This is a genomic window from Listeria grandensis FSL F6-0971 (assembly GCF_000525835.1).
GTDB lineage: Bacteria > Bacillota > Bacilli > Lactobacillales > Listeriaceae > Listeria_A > Listeria_A grandensis.
Window position 1 is genome coordinate 408,310 of record NZ_AODD01000002.1, and the last position, 19,033, is coordinate 427,342.

At 41.8% G+C, this 19,033-nt stretch carries 16 protein-coding genes and 4 pseudogenes; 19 read left to right on the top strand and 1 reads right to left on the bottom strand.

The features are described from left to right. The first annotated feature begins 129 nt into the window (after window positions 1-129). From hfq to glnA, 5 genes are all read left to right on the top strand, one after another. Window positions 130-363 (top strand): RNA chaperone Hfq, encoded by a 234-nt coding sequence (gene hfq / locus PGRAN_RS02665; RefSeq protein ID WP_036064844.1) that lies wholly within the window; start codon window positions 130-132, stop codon window positions 361-363. 152 nt (window positions 364-515) lie between these two features. Then, window positions 516-1,727 carry a GTPase HflX gene (gene hflX / locus PGRAN_RS02670; RefSeq protein WP_036064846.1) on the top strand — a complete coding sequence of 404 codons (1,212 nt, stop codon included), beginning with the start codon at window positions 516-518 and terminating at the stop codon, window positions 1,725-1,727. Between the two features lies 1 nt (window position 1,728). After that, complete coding sequence (locus PGRAN_RS02675) at window positions 1,729-3,015, top strand: methionine gamma-lyase family protein (RefSeq protein ID WP_036064848.1); 1,287 nt, start codon at window positions 1,729-1,731, stop codon at window positions 3,013-3,015. Between the two features lie 195 nt (window positions 3,016-3,210). Further along, a complete protein-coding gene (locus PGRAN_RS02680; RefSeq protein WP_036064849.1) occupies window positions 3,211-3,579 on the top strand; it encodes a MerR family transcriptional regulator in 369 nt (122 codons plus the stop codon). A 58-nt stretch (window positions 3,580-3,637) separates the two neighbouring features. Next, window positions 3,638-4,975, top strand: coding sequence for a type I glutamate--ammonia ligase (gene glnA, locus PGRAN_RS02685; protein WP_036064850.1), 1,338 nt, complete (start codon window positions 3,638-3,640; stop codon window positions 4,973-4,975). Window positions 4,976-5,033: 58 nt separating this feature from the next. Here glnA and lexA read toward each other — a convergent pair whose 3' ends face one another. Continuing rightward, window positions 5,034-5,648, bottom strand: coding sequence for a transcriptional repressor LexA (gene lexA / locus PGRAN_RS02690; RefSeq protein ID WP_036065261.1), 615 nt, complete (start codon window positions 5,646-5,648; stop codon window positions 5,034-5,036). A gap of 162 nt (window positions 5,649-5,810) precedes the next feature. Here lexA and yneA point away from each other — a divergent pair, with 162 nt between their 5' ends. From yneA to PGRAN_RS02745, 14 genes and pseudogenes are all read left to right on the top strand, one after another. After that, window positions 5,811-6,140 (top strand): cell division suppressor protein YneA, encoded by a 330-nt coding sequence (gene yneA / locus PGRAN_RS02695; RefSeq protein WP_036064851.1) that lies wholly within the window; start codon window positions 5,811-5,813, stop codon window positions 6,138-6,140. Between the two features lie 76 nt (window positions 6,141-6,216). Continuing rightward, on the top strand, window positions 6,217-6,672 hold the full coding sequence (mscL, locus tag PGRAN_RS02700) for a large conductance mechanosensitive channel protein MscL (protein ID WP_036064854.1): 456 nt from the start codon (window positions 6,217-6,219) through the stop codon (window positions 6,670-6,672). 30 nt (window positions 6,673-6,702) lie between these two features. Then, window positions 6,703-6,936 carry a DUF896 domain-containing protein gene (locus PGRAN_RS02705; protein WP_036064856.1) on the top strand — a complete coding sequence of 78 codons (234 nt, stop codon included), beginning with the start codon at window positions 6,703-6,705 and terminating at the stop codon, window positions 6,934-6,936. 163 nt (window positions 6,937-7,099) lie between these two features. Next, window positions 7,100-9,094: a transketolase gene (gene tkt, locus PGRAN_RS02710; protein WP_036064858.1), complete on the top strand. Its 1,995-nt coding sequence runs from the start codon at window positions 7,100-7,102 to the stop codon at window positions 9,092-9,094. A gap of 238 nt (window positions 9,095-9,332) precedes the next feature. Further along, a pseudogene (locus PGRAN_RS16135) lies at window positions 9,333-9,566 on the top strand (YneF family protein); the annotation flags it as partial. A 396-nt stretch (window positions 9,567-9,962) separates the two neighbouring features. Next, window positions 9,963-10,370: a site-specific integrase gene (locus PGRAN_RS16525; protein WP_149023958.1), complete on the top strand. Its 408-nt coding sequence runs from the start codon at window positions 9,963-9,965 to the stop codon at window positions 10,368-10,370. Window positions 10,371-10,424: 54 nt separating this feature from the next. Then, window positions 10,425-10,655 carry a tyrosine-type recombinase/integrase gene (locus PGRAN_RS17680; protein ID WP_420911963.1) on the top strand — a complete coding sequence of 77 codons (231 nt, stop codon included), beginning with the start codon at window positions 10,425-10,427 and terminating at the stop codon, window positions 10,653-10,655. Between the two features lie 579 nt (window positions 10,656-11,234). Continuing rightward, a pseudogene (locus tag PGRAN_RS16530) lies at window positions 11,235-11,450 on the top strand (N-acetylmuramoyl-L-alanine amidase); the annotation flags it as partial. Between the two features lie 178 nt (window positions 11,451-11,628). Next, window positions 11,629-12,351, top strand: coding sequence for a hypothetical protein (locus PGRAN_RS02725; RefSeq protein ID WP_036064860.1), 723 nt, complete (start codon window positions 11,629-11,631; stop codon window positions 12,349-12,351). A gap of 532 nt (window positions 12,352-12,883) precedes the next feature. Next, window positions 12,884-12,976, top strand: a pseudogene (locus PGRAN_RS16535) (YneF family protein); the annotation flags it as partial. A gap of 316 nt (window positions 12,977-13,292) precedes the next feature. After that, entirely contained in the window at window positions 13,293-14,474 is a 1,182-nt protein-coding gene (locus PGRAN_RS02730) for an amidohydrolase (protein ID WP_036064861.1), read from the top strand. A 339-nt stretch (window positions 14,475-14,813) separates the two neighbouring features. Then, on the top strand, window positions 14,814-16,580 hold the full coding sequence (locus tag PGRAN_RS02735) for an ABC transporter ATP-binding protein (protein ID WP_036064864.1): 1,767 nt from the start codon (window positions 14,814-14,816) through the stop codon (window positions 16,578-16,580). Beyond that, window positions 16,567-18,366 carry an ABC transporter ATP-binding protein gene (locus PGRAN_RS02740; protein ID WP_036064866.1) on the top strand — a complete coding sequence of 600 codons (1,800 nt, stop codon included), beginning with the start codon at window positions 16,567-16,569 and terminating at the stop codon, window positions 18,364-18,366. Before PGRAN_RS02735 ends, PGRAN_RS02740 begins: the two co-directional genes overlap by 14 nt. Before the next feature lie 77 nt (window positions 18,367-18,443). Beyond that, a pseudogene (locus tag PGRAN_RS02745) lies at window positions 18,444-18,919 on the top strand (CcdC family protein). Window positions 18,920-19,033 lie beyond the last annotated feature (114 nt).

The following is a 19,033-nucleotide window of genomic DNA, read 5'->3' on the forward strand; positions in this document are numbered from 1 at the left end:
GGGCTAAACAGGGTATTTGAAACTAGCAGAGAAAAAAGAATCTTTTTTTAGGGAGTGCAATTTGTAGTTCTTGTGCATTTCGTTTAAAATGAAGATAACTTAAAAGATAGAGAATAGGAGCGATTCGATATGAAACAAGGTGGGCAAGGGTTACAGGATCATTATTTAAATCAATTGAGGAAAGAGAAAATTTTGGCAACAGTGTTTTTAACAAATGGATTCCAGTTACGCGGTCGGGTTATTAGCTTTGATAACTTTACGGTGTTACTAGACGTCGATGGCAAGCAACAGCTCGTTTTTAAGCATGCTATTTCGACGTTCTCACCACAAAAAAATGTAGCTTTGAAATCGGACGATGAATAGGCTGATTGAATTTAAAAAATGAAGGATAAAGTCGAATGTGATGCGCTAGTACTACAAAGCGTGTGCGTTCGGCTTTTATAATGGTTTTCGTCTTTCTTTGTAGGGCTATTTATGCTACGATGAAAGGAAGATACGATGGGAGTGCGGAAACAATGGTGGAACGAGTGATATTGGTAGGCTGTGAGTTGCCTAAAGTGACAGAAGAACATTTTTATTATTCGATGCTAGAATTGGGGAACTTGGCGAAAACGGCGCAAGCAGAAGTCGTCGGAGAAGTGACGCAGAAACGGGAACGTGTACATCCAGCTACTTTTGTAGGGTCGGGGAAAATAGAGGAGATTGCAGCATTTGTCGCTGAAATGGATGTCGATGTGGTGTTGTTTAATAGTGAATTGAGCGCAACACAGGTACGGAATATTGCGAAGATCGTTGACGCACGTATTCTTGATCGGACGCAATTGATTTTAGATATTTTTGCGATGCGGGCGAAAACACGGGAAGGCAAATTGCAAGTTGCCTTGGCGCAATATCAATATTTATTGCCTAGGCTGAGCGGTCAAGGGATTTCTTTGTCGCGTCTTGGTGGTGGAATTGGAACGCGTGGCCCTGGGGAGACAAAGTTGGAGATGGATCGTCGTCATATCCGGCAGAAGATGGTGGATATTAAGAAGCAGCTCGATGTTGTAGTGAAGCATCGTGAGCGTATGACTTCGCGTCGTAACGACCAGGCCATTTTTCGGTTTGGGCTCATCGGCTATACGAATGCGGGGAAATCGACGCTATTTAATAGATTAAGTGATGCGAAGACCCTTGAGGAAGATCAGCTATTTGCTACACTTGATCCAACAACCCGAAAAATGCCCTTTTCAGAAGGATATACGGCGCTTTTAACAGACACAGTTGGTTTTATTCAAGATTTGCCAACAACGGTTGTTGCGGCTTTTCGTTCCACGCTGGAGGAAACGGCGAATGTGGATGTTCTTTTGCATGTGGTGGATTGCTCTAATCCTGATTACGTACAACACGAGCGAACAGTTTTGACGCTGTTAGAAGAGCTAGAGATGCAGCATATTCCGATTTTAACAGTGTACAATAAAAAGGACTGCCAATTGCCGTATTTTATTCCGACACAGCCAAATTATGTAGAAGTAAGTGCGTTGGAAGAGTCGTCTCAGTATTTTTTGAAGGAAAAAATGTTATGGGAAATTAAGCAGCTTTGGCAACCGTATGTAGCCAGTATTCCAGCAAGTGACGGCAGGATGTTACATAAATATAAACATGATACGGTAGTGATCGAGGAAGAATTTGATGAAGCAACAGAATGTTACCGATTAAAAGGCTATCAAGCACGAAAGGAAAACTAAAATGACATCATTTTTTAAACAAATACCGGAAGAAATACGCCAATTGGCTGACGAGGTAGAAGCGAAGTTGCACGTATTTCAGAAAGACAGTGAGCTAATTGCGGAAGAAAATCAATGGAAAGTAATGCAAGCTTTTCAGAAAAATCGGGTAAGTGACTTTCATTTCACGCCATCGACGGGTTATGGCTATGATGATGACGGTCGTGATACACTAGAGCGGGTTTATGCAGACGTTTTCAAGGCGGAAGCGGCACTTGTGCGTCCACAGATTATTTCGGGTACGCACGCTATTTCGACGGCTTTATTTGGCGTCCTTCGCCCAGGGGATGATCTGTTATACATGACGGGTGCGCCGTATGATACGCTAGAAGAGATTGTTGGCATTCGTGGTTCGGGGAAAGGTTCGTTAAAGGAATATCAGATTGGCTATGATATGGTACCGTTACTAGCCGATGGTTCTGTAGATTTTGAGTTGGTTCGAACGAAGGTAAAGTCGACTACGAAAATGATTGGCATTCAACGTTCTCGAGGTTATGCAGACCGCCCTTCTTTTACCATTGCGAAAATGAAAGAGATGATTGCGTTTGTTCGTGAGTTGAAGTCTGATGTGATTGTTTTTGTGGATAATTGTTACGGTGAATTTGTCGAAGTGATGGAGCCTATTGAGGTAGGTGCTGATTTGATTGCAGGTTCTTTAATTAAAAACCCAGGCGGTGGTTTAGCGAAAACAGGCGGATATATTGCTGGTCGAGCAGATTTGGTGGAATTGTGCGCTTACCGACTTACAACACCTGGAATTGGTGCGGAGGCGGGTGCTTCTTTATACAGTTTACTTGAGATGTACCAAGGTTTTTTCTTAGCACCTCATGTTGTTTCGCAAGCGATTAAGGGAGCGCGTTTTACAGCGGGAATTTTAGGTGCATTTCAGATTCAAACGGATCCATCTTGGGATGCTCCGCGCACGGATTTAATTCAAAGTGTGTCCTTTCATAGTCGTGAAAAAATGGTTGCTTTTGCTCAGGCCATTCAGGCTGCTTCACCAATTAATGCACATGTTGTCCCAGAAGGTGCCTATATGCCTGGATATGAAAATGACGTTATCATGGCAGCAGGAACTTTTATACAAGGAGCAAGTTTAGAACTAACCGCAGACGGACCAATTAGGGAACCTTATCAGTTGTATGTGCAAGGAGGCCTTACATATGAGCATGTGAAGCTTGCTGTACTAGTAGCAACGAGTCGTTTAGTAGAGCAAAATCTATTAACGATCACGCAAGTAACAGAGTAACATGAAGATGTAAAAAAATTTGAAAAACAGTAAATTTATTTTTTGCTGTTTTTTTATTTTAACTCTAAATGATTGGTACAACAGTGTTTTTATTTATGTTAGATTATCTGACATCGATTTGACAAAAGATTTAACATACATTATAATGCAACTAACATATGAAAAATACGTGGTTTTCCGAAGGGGGAAAAAGTCGTGAGTGAAAAAGAAATTAGAAGATCGATGCCTCTTTTTCCGATAGGTCCTGTCATGAAGCTTACAGATCTTACCGCACGTCAAATACGTTATTATGAGGATCAAGGATTAATTCATCCAGCAAGAAATCAAGGGAATCATCGTTTGTACTCGCTTCAGGACATCGATATACTGCTTGAGATTAAAGACTACTTAAATGATGGTCTGAATATTGCAGGAATTAAGAAAATGTACCAAATGCAGCAAGAGGAACAAAAGTTACCGCTCACCGATGAGGATGTACGTAAGATTTTACGAAAAGAAATGCAACAAGCAGGCCGTTTTGTGAAACAAGATGCTTCTGGGAAACAGCAATTACCGAGATTTTGACACACGATATTTACTTTTAAAAAGTTTATATAATATCAATTATTGGGAGGATTTAATTATGACGACATCGTATACTAAAGAAGACATTTTTCGCTTCGCAGACGAACAAAATGTGAAATTCATCCGCTTGCAATTCACGGATATCCTAGGAATTATTAAAAACGTGGAAATTCCGGTGAGCCAACTAGGTAAAGCATTGGATAATAAGATGATGTTTGATGGTTCCTCTATTGAAGGTTTTGTCCGTATTGAAGAATCGGATATGTACTTATTCCCAGACCTTGCGACGTGGGTAGTATTCCCATGGACAGCGGAGAAAGGGAAAGTAGCAAGACTTATTTGTGATATTTATAATCCAGACGGAACGATTTTTGCGGGAGATCCTCGTGCTAACTTAAAACGTGTATTAGCCGAAATGCATGACTTAGGATTTACAGATTTTAACTTAGGACCAGAGCCCGAATTTTTCTTATTCAAGTTGGATGAGAAAGGGAAACCAACGCTAGAATTGAATGATAATGCCGGTTATTTCGACTTGGCGCCAACTGATTTAGGCGAAAATTGTCGTCGTGACATCGTGTTAGAGCTAGAAGAAATGGGCTTTGAAATTGAAGCGAGTCATCATGAAGTTGCACCTGGTCAACACGAAATTGATTTCAAATATGAGGATGCGGTCACTGCTTGTGATAATATCCAAACATTCAAATTAGTCGTAAAAACAATTGCTCGTAAACATGGTTTGCATGCAACGTTTATGCCGAAACCATTATTTGGTGTCAACGGCTCCGGAATGCATTTCAATATGTCCTTGTTCAATGAATCTGGCAATGCTTTCTTTGATGAAAACGGAGAAGAGCAACTAAGCGAAACAGCTTACCAATTCTTGGCGGGTATGTTGAAGCATGCACAAGGCTATACAGCTGTAACTAATCCAACGGTCAATTCGTTTAAGCGTCTAGTGCCAGGTTATGAGGCGCCTTGTTACATTGCATGGTCAGGGAAAAATCGTAGCCCTCTTGTTCGTGTTCCAAGTTCACGTGGTTTAAGTACTCGCTTGGAGCTTCGTAGTGTCGATCCAGCAGCGAATCCGTACTTAGCAATGGCTGTATTATTACGTGCTGGCTTAGATGGTATTAAGAATAAATTGACACCGCCAAAACCAGTAGATCGTAATATTTATGGCATGAATGAAGAAGAGCGTCACGCGCATGGAATTTATGATCTTCCAGAAAGTTTGGCACTTGCATTGAAAGAACTTGTTAACGATGAGGTTATTGTGGATGGCTTAGGCGAACACATTTTAGAGCACTTTGTAGAGGCGAAAATCATTGAATGTGACATGTTTAGAACAGCGGTCCATCAATGGGAACGCGATCAATATATGGAAATATATTAATAGAAAGCACAAAAAGAGCTTGTCCCACCATGGTGGGACAAGCTCTTTTGACTTGGCCTTAACGAATGTCGCGGTATAAACCGATCACTTTTCCGAGTATAGATACGTTTCTAAGCAGTAAAGGTTTCATGGAGTCATTCTCAGGTTGTAATCGGAAATGGCTAGATTCTCTGAAAAATCGCTTGCACGTTGCTTCATTATCATCCGTCATAGCAACAACAATTTCGCCGTTATTAGCAGAATTTTGCTGTCTTACGATAACTTTGTCACCATTTAGAATTCCAGCATTAATCATACTTTCACCATCGATTTCTAACATGAAAATCTCTGTTTCACCGTTAGCCATATACTCAGGTAGTGGAAAATATTCATCGATATTTTCAACAGCAGTAATAGGTATTCCTGCTGTTACTTTACCAATTATAGGAACGTTAATAACATGTGGGGTCGCTATGTCGTCTTCCAATGACAAAATTTCAATAGCTCTAGGCTTTGTAGGATCTCTCCTTATCAGACCTTTCCCTTCAAGTCGTGCTAAATGTCCATGAACGGTCGAACTAGAAGCTAAACCAACTGCCTCACCGATTTCACGTACGGAAGGTGGGTAGCCTTTGTCTTTTACTTCTGACTTGATAAAGTCATAGATATCTTGTTGCCGTTTTGATAATTTCATTTGTTTCACCCCGTTCACTCTTTCGTTACTTCTTTTATTACTCCCAGTATATCAAAGTTTTTTTGGATATGCAAACAATTGTTCGTTTTTTTATTGACATAACAGAACGAGTGTTCTATAATGAATAAAAAGCGAACATATATTCTTTTGGAGGGATAAACGATGACTTTAAAAACAATTTGGGATCGGTATTATATTGCTATTATTTTTATTATGACATGTTTTGTTTTAGGCGCTGTGTTATTGATAGTGACTGTGAATCAGGCGGAATCTGACTATAACGAGGTGAGTGTTGCTAGTGGGGATTCGATTTGGGGACTAGCAGATGAGTATGCTGGTAAGTATAAGATGAGTAAGCAAGAATTTGTCGCGTGGGTGGAGAAAGAGAACCAAATCATCGATGGAAAGTTAACAGCGGGCGAAATGGTTACAATTCCTGTAAAAAGGATGAATTCAGACATAGATAGCTCCATCCAATTAGCAGATAAGTAGTTAGTGCACAATACTTTAAAAAACCTGCCTTTTCATGTAAAATAAGCGGTGACAATGATAGAAAAGAGGTTTTTGGATGTTTAAAGAGTTTAAAGCATTTATTTCGAAAGGAAATGCTTTAGGTATGGCGATTGGTATTGTCATCGGAGCTGCGTTTACAAGTATTGTAAACTCGCTTGTGAATGATATTATTATGCCCCCGCTAGGTTTGTTGATAGGGAATGTGGATTTTACAAATCTGTTTATTAGTTTGAACGGGGCACACTATGATACATTAAAAGCAGCACAAGCGGCTGGAGCTCCTACCATTAATTACGGGATGTTTATTAATAACGTTATTAGTTTCCTAATTATTGCTTTTTCTGTATTTTTGATTATTAAATTGGTTTCGAAGTACATACCTCTGGAGCCGAAGAAGCCAGCGACGAAAGAATGCCCTTATTGTTTATCGGCTATTCCAGAACAAGCAACAAAATGTCCGCAATGTACTTCTGATTTATCTATAAAAGAAGAGCCAGAAGTTTCTGTATAAGATGGAAGTCAAGGCGCAAGGAGGAGAATTATGCTAGAAAAGAAAAAAATAGACCGGATTAATGAATTGTCTCGCAAAAAGAAGGCGGGAATACTTACGGTGGAAGAGAAGTTAGAACAAGATGCATTACGACAAGAATATATTAAATCTTTTCGGAATCAAGTGCGCGATACAATCGAGCACACTACTTTTATTGATCCAAATGGTGATGACGTAACACCAGAAAAGATAAAGCGAAAAAGAGAAGAGCGGAACAAGCTATAATTTAGAGAGGTTAGGCACAAAGCTTAGCCTTTTTTAGTAAAACAAACGCACATTATCGATCATTTTAATGCAATTCCGAACATTTCAATCTTTTTTAGTTGTGAAATATGCAAGAAAGGCTTATTATGAGTAGTAGTGACTAAAACAAGAGAGGATGTTTCATTTGTTTGATAAAACTGATCAGTTAGCAATTAATACGATTCGAACATTATCGATCGACGCAATTCAGAAAGCCAATTCTGGGCACCCAGGTTTACCTATGGGGGCTGCTCCTATGGCATATGCCCTTTGGTCTAAAGTATTGAAAGCAAATCCGGCGAATTCACACTGGTTTAACCGTGACCGTTTTGTACTTTCAGCGGGGCATGGTTCCATGTTACTTTATAGCCTATTACATTTGAGTGGTTATAAATTAGGATTGGATGATTTGAAGCAATTTCGTCAGTGGGACAGCAAAACACCAGGTCATCCAGAAGTGCATCATACTGATGGTGTGGATGCAACAACAGGACCGCTTGGCCAAGGGATTGCGATGGCAGTCGGTATGGCGATGGCGGAAAGACATTTAGAAGCAATGTATAATAAAGATGGTTTCCCGGTTGTAGATCACTATACATATGCATTATGTGGTGATGGAGATTTAATGGAGGGTGTTGCCTCAGAGGCGGCGTCACTTGCTGGACATCAACAACTTGGCCGTTTAGTACTTTTATATGATTCTAATGATATTTCGTTAGATGGAGATTTAGATAAGTCATTTTCTGAAAGTGTGAAACAGCGCTTTGAGTCTTATGGTTGGGAGCATTTGCTTGTTAAAGATGGTAATGATACAACAGAAATTTTGGCGGCTATTGAGAAAGCCAAACAAAATACATCGCAACCAACGATGATTGAAGTGAAAACAGTGATTGGATTTGGAGCTCCGAATGAAGGTACAAGTAAGGTTCATGGTGCCCCACTAGGCGCAGACGGTGCTAAGGCAGCTAAGGCTGTTTATGGCTGGAATTATGCGGAGGATTTCCACGTGCCAAGCGAAGTATATGATCGCTTTAAAGAAACGATTGCTACGCGTGGTGCGCAAGAAGAGGAAGCTTGGAATACGATGTTTGCCTCTTATAAGGAGAAATATCCAGAGCTTGCAACACAGTTAGAGCTTAGTTTGCGTGGGGAGCTTCCAGAAGGTTGGGATAAAGATCTTCCTGTATATGGTGAGGATAAATCGCTTGCTAGTCGTGCTTCAAGTGGCGAAGTAATTAATGCTCTGGCTGCGAAATTACCACAATTATTCGGTGGATCTGCTGATTTAGCTGGTTCGAATAATACGAATATCGCGACAGATGGCGAATTTACAAAGGCAACACCAGCTGAACGTAATATTTGGTTCGGTGTTCGTGAATTTGCGATGGGGGCAGCCTTAAACGGGATGGCACTTCATTCTGGACTTAAAGTATACGGCGGGACTTTCTTCGTATTCTCTGATTATCTTCGTGCAGCCATTCGTTTATCTGCTATTCAGAACTTGCCAGTAAATTACGTGTTGACGCATGATAGTATTGCGGTTGGGGAAGATGGTCCAACACACGAACCTGTGGAACAGGTGGCATCTCTTCGTGCAATGCCTGGTCTTACTTTACTTCGTCCAGCAGATGGCAATGAAGTAGTAGCGGCTTGGAAGATTGCGATCAGTTCAAATGATCGTCCTACAGCGTTAGTATTGACGCGTCAAAACCTACCAACATTACCGAATTCTGCCAAGCTTGCAGAAGCAGGTGTTGCTAAAGGTGCTTACGTGCTATCATCAGCTAAAAAAGAAGTTGCAGATGTGCTTCTTTTGGCGACTGGTTCAGAGGTTAATTTGGCTGTACAAGCACAAGCAGAACTTGCGAAGGATGGCATTGATGCATCTGTTGTGAGTATGCCGTCATTTGATTTGTTTGAACAACAATCGGACGCTTACAAAGAGAGCGTGTTACCCAATGCGGTACGTAAACGCGTATCCATCGAAATGGGATCAACACTTGGCTGGGGACGTTATATTGGCCTAGATGGTAAAGCAATCGGTATCGATAGATTTGGCGCTTCGGCACCAGGCGATACGATTATTAAAAATTATGGTTTTACGGTTGAAAATGTTGTAAATACGGTGAAATCTTTATAATGAGTTGGAGAAGCGTAAGGTGATCTGTTTCGACGAGATCATTTTGCGCTTTTTTTATGATAATCTGTGGGATTAGGATTGTACAAACACTGCGTTAATGGTATAATGAGGCAGTTGTGATTTTTTAATGATAGCGAACTTTTATTGCTATAGAATATCGAAAAACTATTGTTTTGGCCTGATAAATCAAGTACAATAAGAGGGATATATTGTTTCGAGGAGGAGAAAGAGAATTATGTTGTGGTATATACTTATCGGCGTACTTTGCTTGCTTGCAGGTTTAGCGCTAGGATTCTTTATCGCAAGACGTTACATGATGACGTATTTGAAAAAGAACCCGCCAATTAATGAACAAATGTTGCAAATGATGATGGCCCAAATGGGAATGAAACCATCGCAAAAGAAAATTAATCAAATGATGAATGCAATGGGTAAACAGCAGGAAAAAGAAGCGAAAACGAAGAAGAAAAAAATAAATGGTATAATAGACGCACAGCGTCGGTTTAACGATATTCGCCTACGTGGTGGAGGGCGCCAAACCCTAGCCGTTTATTCTTTTTGATAAACTTTTCCCCGCGTTTGCGTTTTGATTCATTTTCAACATTACAACACGTTCTATTATTGCGCGATATTAGCGTAGTATAGGGGCGTGTTTTTATGTTGATTAAAGACTGTATAGACGACTTTTTATTAAACTGTGAATCGAGGATTTATTGGAAAAAACGATTAGTAATCGACGCCAAGAGCTCGGTAAGTTTGAAGGTTACATGCGCGTTGCGGAGGTAAGCAGGCTTACAGGACACGATCTAAAAGCCTCATACAGCAACGCATGTTAAAGCCAGCGTCAGTAAGGGCGTATTACTTCGCTGTGCAAACGTTTTTAAATTTCTGTGTAGCAGAGCGCCATTTAGCATCCAACCCGCTTGTAGAGGTACCTACGCCTAAGAAGCGCGTCAAGCAAGTGCAAGCCTTTTCCGACAAGCAAGTAAAGCACATGTTAGGGCTATACAGTATTCAAGGCTCGTTCAGAGGCGCGCACAAAGACGTTGCTGGCGTTGTTAGCCGACACAGGCATTCGGGGGCAAACGAGTTGTTGGAAATCAAGCTGAGCGATATCAGAGGTAGCCAGTTGCATATTCGGTTTGGCAAAGGATGGCGCGAACGTTACGTATTTCTGTCGCCTGTCATGCAACGATGGTTGACACAGTATCTACGTAGCCGCGAGCGCTACTTTACAGCACAATACTGTGCGCGAAACCCGACTATGTGTTTGTGACGTCCACGGAGGGCGCTAAGCTATCTTATAGCGGGCTGTACCAGATCATAGATCATAACATTCGTCGCGAGCAAAAAGGCTGGCATTGAAGGTATACGTTGTTCTGCGCATACGTTTCGCCACTACTATGCGATTCAGTCGCTGAAAAACGGCATGGACTTATTTACGTTAAGCAAACTGCTCGGTCACAGCGACTTAGCTACGACGCAAATCTACCTCGGCAGCATGGGTTATGACGCCATAGAAGTACAAGCAAAACAGCACAGCCCGCTCATGGGACGCTAGGTAATGGGTAATAGCTCTAGATCTAAGACTGATTTTTGTGGGACGCAAGTACGATTTTTCACCCGAAACATTATAATTTTCTTCCCTAACTGGCTATATAATAGAGGGAGGGCGCTTAGTAGGCGTCGAGTTGTGAAACAGTTCGCCGTACTACCTTAACGTTAGGCGTCCCGTTGTGTGTGGCGTGTTAGAATAGCGCCCTTATACATTATTAGTTGACGCTTAAGATAGGCTCAGACGATGGAGTGAAACGACATCGGATGAACGAGCCGTTAGGCGAGTATAGTAATACGTTATTAATCGTTATATATGACGCTTATAAAGGCAGAGTCTACCCTTTGACGGGTGTACTGAGTAGGGGCGCTATTATAATAAGAAGAAGGGCGGCGTACATTACCCTGCATAATCAACCTCAAGAAACAAGACTCAAGCTTTGCCGCACGCCAAAAGTTGGCAACGCAACATGGCATCGCAAACTACACCGGCACAGCCGCGCAAAACACGGCGTTGCTGAACAAGCTGAAAACAGGCGCCACAGCAACGAAACCTACAACGCCAGCCAACCCGTTTGCAGGCAAGAAACTGGCGTCGAAGGTTAACGGACTACGCTTCTATAACAAGCCGTCATGGGCAGATAAGGACGTAGTAGGCACTGTCAATAAAGGCGTAGGCTTCCCGATTGTGTTGGCGAAGGTCAATGTCGCAGGTAGTCCGCAGTACAAGGTGCAAAACTCTAAGGGCGCCACTTTTTACATAACAGCAAGCGACAAGTACGTCGAATTGAAAGCGAAATAAGCACGACAAAGCCCACGTTCTTAATCGAGCGTGGGCACTTTTGTTATATATATAAACGGAAAATGTGCTTTTTTATACGTCTAAGTACAAAATCGCTACGTTCAGGACAAAAATGGTCACACACTCTTTTTTTATGTTATGATAAATGGGAAATAAAAAAAGAGAGGAAGATACAAAAATGAAGAAAATAGCTTACAGTTTTTTTGTTGTACTAAGTGCACTAGTCTTAACATTTGGATTTGTGCCCCAAGTTAACGCGACTGAGGAAGCACCGGGAACCAATTTACCTACATCAACCGAGATTACTTACGATGTGAATAAATTTTTGACAGAGGAAGAAGTTAGTCAAAGATTCATCGATATTGCATCTAAATACGAGCTTGAAGAACCATTTTCAAAAGAAGATGCTGAGTTTGTAGTTCGTTACTCTAATACTGCTGTAGATGCTTTGCCACCAAGCAATTCGATGATGGCATCTCGGAGTATTCATTTATACAAAGGTACTCAAAATAGAAGCTTCAACAAAAGTAAAACGGCTCAAGGGGCAAAAGTAACGTTCAGTGGTAAATTGACAAACCACCTTAATGCTATTAATTGGACGGGTCAATGGTACAAAGGTGTTACAACTGCAAAAATCAATTCTGGAAGTGCTAAAGTTACAAAAGTGAAAACAGTCGTTCAGGTAAGTACTTATGGGTTACTCGGTGCTGGTGGGACTTATGTAGGGCTAGTAAACAATTCAACTATTTCTAGTGAATCTGCCAAAAAAGGTGGCGGAGTAACCGTAAATTACTTAGATAAAACTAAAAAATACAACGCGGTATTACCGGTATACAGTAACGTCAATGCATACGTAACTGTGTCTACAAAAACAGGTTCGTATAACCTGTACGCTTTTTAAGATAGGAGGCTTAACCTAACAATGGTTTTAATTTTTAGCGCAGTTGTAATTATACTACTCATAGTAGGATTAGTAATGCTACTAAAGAAACTTTTTTCGAGGAAAAAATAATTAAAGTAAAAGCTCCGTCAATACAATGAATGTATGACGGAGCTTTTACTTATTGACTTCATATACGTCATGACGTCTAATAACGTAGAAGGCATTAAAAAACGCTCTTGTTATCGCAACAAGAGCGTTGGTATGGCGGGTGATAGACGATGGCAAAAGACGCACAACGTCGTGCAGCCGATAAATGGGACGCCAAGCATCCCGATAATTTAAAACACCGACGCGCTAAGTCGGCGACAAAAAAGCTTCATACTTAAGCGCGCAAGTGAGGACGAGTTACAGCATATAGTATGATGTTCCAATAAGTGAAGGTTTTACGTAAACCGATGCTAAATAATTGAATTACGTTAACATATCCCGCAATATTTCGAGCGTGTATAGATGGCGAAACCCATTGGGCACCAAAGCTTTAGGTCGTTTGGGAATGAAACCATCACAAAAGAAAATCAATCAAATGATGAATGCAATGGGTAAACAGCAGGAAAAAGAAGCGAAAACGAAGAAGAAAAAATAAATGGTATAAGGTGTTTTTTTATGCCTAAGTGGACGGATTTTTTAAGAAATGTTTATTAGGTATATGAAACACAAATGGGACTGTTTTTTATTTTTTGATACTTAATTGTGGTTCATTTTAAATGGTATAGGCTCTTCTAAATGACATTTTTCAGATGTTATTTAGGGGGGCTTTTATTTTGTATAGAAATTTGTTAGTGCGTATATATTTGCAGAATATTTTGGGATTATGAGCTTTTTGGGGAGACAAATTGGCCGGTAGTGGTAAAATGGGTAATATATAGTTGGAAGCGGATTTCTGAATTGGAGGAGAGCTCATGAATGAGAAAATAAAGCTTGAGGTGAAGTGTAACGAGGAGAGGATGATTGCTTTTCGGAGAGATTTGCATCGTTATCCGGAGTTGTCGTGGCAGGAGATTAGGACAACAAACCGTGTTGTGATGGAGCTCGAACGCTTGGGAATATCGTATCGCCGAATGGAGCCGACGGGAATTGTGGCGGAACTTGTCGGTGCCAAACCTGGAAAAATGGTGGCTTTGCGGGCGGATATGGATGCTTTACCGGTAGTGGAACTTAGTGACACTTTGTCTTACAAGTCGCAAAATGATGGGAAAATGCACGCTTGTGGGCATGACGCGCATACGGCAATGTTGCTTTGTGCGGCGGAAGCACTGGTCGCGGTTCAGGACGAATTGGCGGGGACTGTGCGTTTTATTTTTCAACCGGCAGAAGAGATTACGGAAGGTGCGGAGGCAATGATTCAGCAGGGGGCAATGGAAGGTGTTGATAATGTATTTGGGATCCATATTTGGTCGCAGATGCCAACGAATACGATTTCATGTCATGCTGGAGCGGTTTTTGCATCGGCGGATGTGGTAGAAATTAAGTTTACAGGGCGCGGTGGGCATGGAGCAATGCCGGATGCTTGTATTGATGCTACTGTTGTTGCGTCGGCTTTTGTGATGGGGGTACAGGCGATTGTGTCACGGGAAACAGATCCGCTTGAGCCTGCTGTTTTTACGGTTGGTCGGATGGAGGCGGGGACGCGCTATAATGTCATCGCGGAGCATGCGGTTTTAGAAGGGACAGTTCGGTCGTTTCATCCGCAGGTTCGTGAAAAAATGGAGCACGCGATTAGCCGCTTTGCGAAACAGACTGCAGCTACGTATGGTGCTACTGCTGAGGTGAATTATCGTTATGGGACACACGCGGTGATCAACGAAGAGGTGAGTGCGACATTAGCGCAACGTGTCGCTGTATCGAGCTTCGGGGATGGGGTGCTTTATTCGGATCGACCGACAACTGCTGGTGAGGATTTTAGTTATTATTTACAGGAGGCGCCTGGTTGTTTTGCGCTTGTTGGGTCTGGAAATGCAGAAAAAGATACGGAATGGGCGCATCATCATGGTCGCTTCAATATCGATGAAGATGCGATGGTACGTGGAGCAGAACTCTATGCGCAGTATGCGTATACTTATTTGATGGAGAATCCCGAGTAAGGGGTTCTTTGTCTGTGAAAATAAAAAAATATAAATTTACTTGAATCTTTTAAAGAAATCGGTTACACTAGTTTCTGTAAACAAATTCGTGAAGGAGGTAAGGGCGATGAAAAAGATAATTGGATTAGATATGTTCACCATTATTGTAAGGAAGGACCTGATTTCTGCGTCCGTAATATCGAGAAAGAGGTACAAGCTTATTTGAGGGCTCGTATGTATTCTTTTGTGGTTTAAATTCGATATATTTCCAAACAGTAATGGACAAGGTACGATGTGTCCGTTATTTTTTATGGTCAAAAACAGGAAGAAAATGGTTGTTCGGGAAGTGGGGATTAACAAATGAAGATTTATAAGGAGTTGGGGTGGTTTTTTAAAGAGCAGAAGCGGTCGTATATAATTGGGATTTCTTTGCTGTTTATGATTACGCTACTTCAACTGGTGCCGCCGAAAATTTTAGGGATGACGGTGGACGCGGTTACGAAAGACACATTGACAAAAAATCAGTTGTGGGTGTGGATGGGAATTTTGCTTGGTGCTGCTATTGTGGCGTATATTGGACGCTATTTTTGGCGGATGATGATATTTGGATCGGATAATAAGTTGCAACGGAAATTGCGGCTACGCTTATTTGAACATCTGTCTAAAATGTCGCCGTTCTTTTTTCAGCGTTACAGAACCGGTGATTTAATGGCGCATGCGACGAATGATATTTCGGCGATTCAGCAAGTGGCCGGATTTGGTGTTTTGACGTTATGTGATTCGATTTTAACGGGGAGTACGGTTATTGCAACGATGGCGATTACGATTGATTGGCGGCTGACATTGATTGCGCTTTTGCCGATGCCGCTTATGGTTTGGGGGAGTTCTGTGCTGGGACGGAAGTTGCATGATCGCTTTCATAGTGCTCAGGCGGAATTTTCGAAGTTGAACGATAAGACGCAGGAAAGTTTATCTGGGATTAAGGTGACAAAAACATTTGGCCAAGAGAATGAAGATATTGCAGATTTCAAACGGCAAACGGAGGAGGTCGTGGGGGTCAACGTCAAGGTAGCGAAGCTTGATGCCATGTTTGATCCAATGATTTCAATTATTGTCGGGGTTTCCTTTGTCTTATCGCTTGGGTTTGGTTCGAAGTTTGTGATGGAAGGATCGCTTACAATTGGACAGGTGATCGCTTTTACGAACTATTTATTCTTGCTGATTTGGCCGATGTTAGCGTTTGGATTTTTATTTAATGTGATTCAGCGCGGGAATGCTTCGTATGATCGTTTGAACACGTTATTGAATGAGCCAGAAGATGTGCAAGATTTGTCTGGTGCAATTCATGAGCTTCCTCATGGCGACATTGCTTTTGAGGTAGACGCTTTTACGTATCCGGATGAGAAGTCGCCTGTTTTAAAGGATATTGTTTTTACCTTAAAAGCTGGAGGAACGCTTGGTATTGTTGGGCGAACGGGTTCTGGGAAGACAACGCTTCTGAAATTGTTGATGCGGGAGTATGATGATTACGAGGGAACGATTAAGTTCCACGGGGAAAAAATCCAACGATACACGGTGCGTGGTTTGCGTGAGGCGATCGGTTATGTGCCACAGGATCAGTTTTTATTTTCGACGACGGTTCGGGAGAATATTCGGTTTGGAAATCCACAAATTTCGCAAGAGGATGTGGAGCAAATTGCGGAGATGGTCTCGGTGCATGAGGATATTACGGAGTTCACGGATGGCTATGATACGGTAGTCGGAGAACGTGGGGTATCTCTTTCGGGTGGTCAGAAACAGCGGCTTGCGATTGCTCGGGCGCTTATCATGAATCCGGAGCTACTTATTTTAGATGACGCATTATCGGCGGTAGATGCAAAAACGGAAGAGAAAATTTTGCATAATTTAAAAGAAAATCGGGCGGATAAAACGACAATTATTAGTGCGCACCGGTTGAGCTCGGTGGAACACGCGGATCTAGTGATTGTGATTGATAAGGGAATGATTGCCGAGCGCGGAACGCATGCGGAGTTGATGGCGCTTGATGGCTGGTATGCCGAAATGTTCCATAATCAGCAGTTAGAAGAGTTCATCGAGTCGGGAGGTGATACGAATGGAGCCGAATAATGAAGAGATGTTAACGATGAGCGGGACAGAGCATCGCGCCGTTTTAAAACGTTTGTTTAGCTACACGAAATATCATGTGCCGGCGCTAGTTTTGACGGTATTTCTTGTTCTGCTTGTGACACTTGCGGATGTCTTTCTGCCGATTTTGATCAAAATATTTTTGGATGATTATTTGACACCGCTACATTTTGCGTATGGGCCAATTCTTTTGTTGGCCTCGGGATATATTGGTTTGACGCTTGGTCGATCGGTTGTTTGGTACTTTCAACTTGTATTATTCCAAAAAATTGCACTGCGCATTGTGCAGCAAATACGGATTGATATTTTTAGTAAACTCCAAACGATGGGAATGCGCTATTTTGATAAAACGCCCGCGGGGAGCCTTGTTTCACGGGTGACAAATGATACGGAAGCGATTAAGGACATGTTTATTAATGTGCTTGGAACTGCGATTCAGAGTTTATTTATGTTGATCGGTATTTATGTAGCGATGTTCGTGATGGATGCGCAACTTGCAACGTATAGCTTGCTTATTTTCCCGCTTACGTTGCTGATTATTATCGTCTATCGGAAGTATAGCTCGAAATTCTACCGGGCGCGCCGTGAAAAATTGAGCCAATTAAATGCCAAAATTGCGGAATCGATTTCTGGTATGTCAATCGTACAGCAGTTTAACCAAGAGAAGCGATTAATCGGCGAGTTTGAGGAAATCAATAAGGATTACTATGATGTTGGCATGAAAAACATTAAGTTTAACGCCCTTTTGCTCGGTCCGGCGATTGATTTGATCTATTCGTTAGCGATTGTATTGATTCTTAGTTTCTTCGGGGTTCAATCTTTTTCAGGTGCTGTTGCGATTGGTACAATCTACGCGTTTGTTAGCTACTTTGATCGATTTTTAGAAGCGATTTACAATATCATGGAACGCTTGGCGATGTATCAAGAGGCAATTACGGCGGCTTCGCGTGTTTTCCGAATTATGGATGGCACGGATTTAGCGCCGGAACAAGAGGTAGAGGAGAACCTTGCAATCGATAAAGCGAAAATTGAATTTAAAAATGTGACGTTTTCATATGATGGCAAAAAGGATGTGCTAAAAGATATTTCTTTTACGGCAGAGTCTGGGCAAACCGTTGCGCTTGTTGGTCATACTGGTAGTGGGAAGAGTTCGATTATCAATCTGATGATGCGTTTTTATGAGTTTGAACAGGGTGAAATTCTGATCGATGGGAAATCGATTAAGCGGTATCCGATGGAGGAACTGCGCGCCAAAACAGGGCTTGTTTTACAGGATAGTTTCATGTTTTATGGCACGATCAAGGATAATATTAGATTGCATAATAAGCTGATTACGGATAAAGCCATTTTGGAAGCGGCGGAATTTGTGCAGGCGGATCGATTTATTAATACGCTCGCGGATAAGTATGATCATAGGGTGATTGAACGTGGGGCTTCGTTTTCAAGTGGGCAGCGTCAGTTGATATCTTTTGCCCGGACGGTAGTCACAAATCCGCAAATCCTTGTTTTAGACGAGGCGACGGCGAATATTGATACGGAAACGGAGACCTTGATTCAAACAGGTCTGCGTAACATGCGCCAGGGTAGGACAACGATTGCGATTGCGCATCGGCTTTCGACCATTAAAGATGCCGACCTGATTTTAGTGCTGAGTAAAGGAAGCATTATCGAGCGAGGAACGCATGAGGAATTGCTGGAACATGGCGGTGTGTACCACTCGATGTATCAATTACAGAACAGCGGTATGGATTTGGAAGATATTGGTTAAACGGACAAAAAGGTTGTTTTTCTGCTAAAAAAGTTTATAATGAGGCAAGTAAATAGTGCCGATTAGGAGGAAAAAACGTGTCATTTATTTTATCAATTATCATCACACTTGTTTTTGGCGTCGGGGTTATCTTGATTCGAATGAAAGCATCGAAGGAGCCGGCAACTGTGAAAAAGATCATTATTCCGCCAATTATGATGAGCACAGGAGCGCTTATGTTCGTGATTCCCTATTTTCGTGTATCGCCAGCCGGCATTTTAGAGGCAGTTTTGATGGGGTTCGTTTTTTCGCTTATTTTAATTTGGACGACGCGTTTTGAAATTAAGCATAAGTATGTCTTTATTAAACGAACGAAATCTTTTCCTGTCATCCTGCTAAGTTTGCTGTTAATCCGGCTTGGCATCAAATATTGGATCAGCGGCTCTGTCGATGTCGGCGAGCTGTCTGGCATGTTCTGGATTTTGGCATTTGCATGATTGTCCCGTGGCGTATTGCAATGTATTTCCAATATAAAAATGTCGCCGGAAAGCTTGAGCAAACCGAAGAAATATAACCCGGAAAAATGGGGAGCATGTATCTCCTGAAAACGGTTGAATTATTCTTGTAACATCGCTATAATGAGTAAGGTTGCGTGAAAAAGGCAGCATGTATAAAAAGAGGAGGTTTT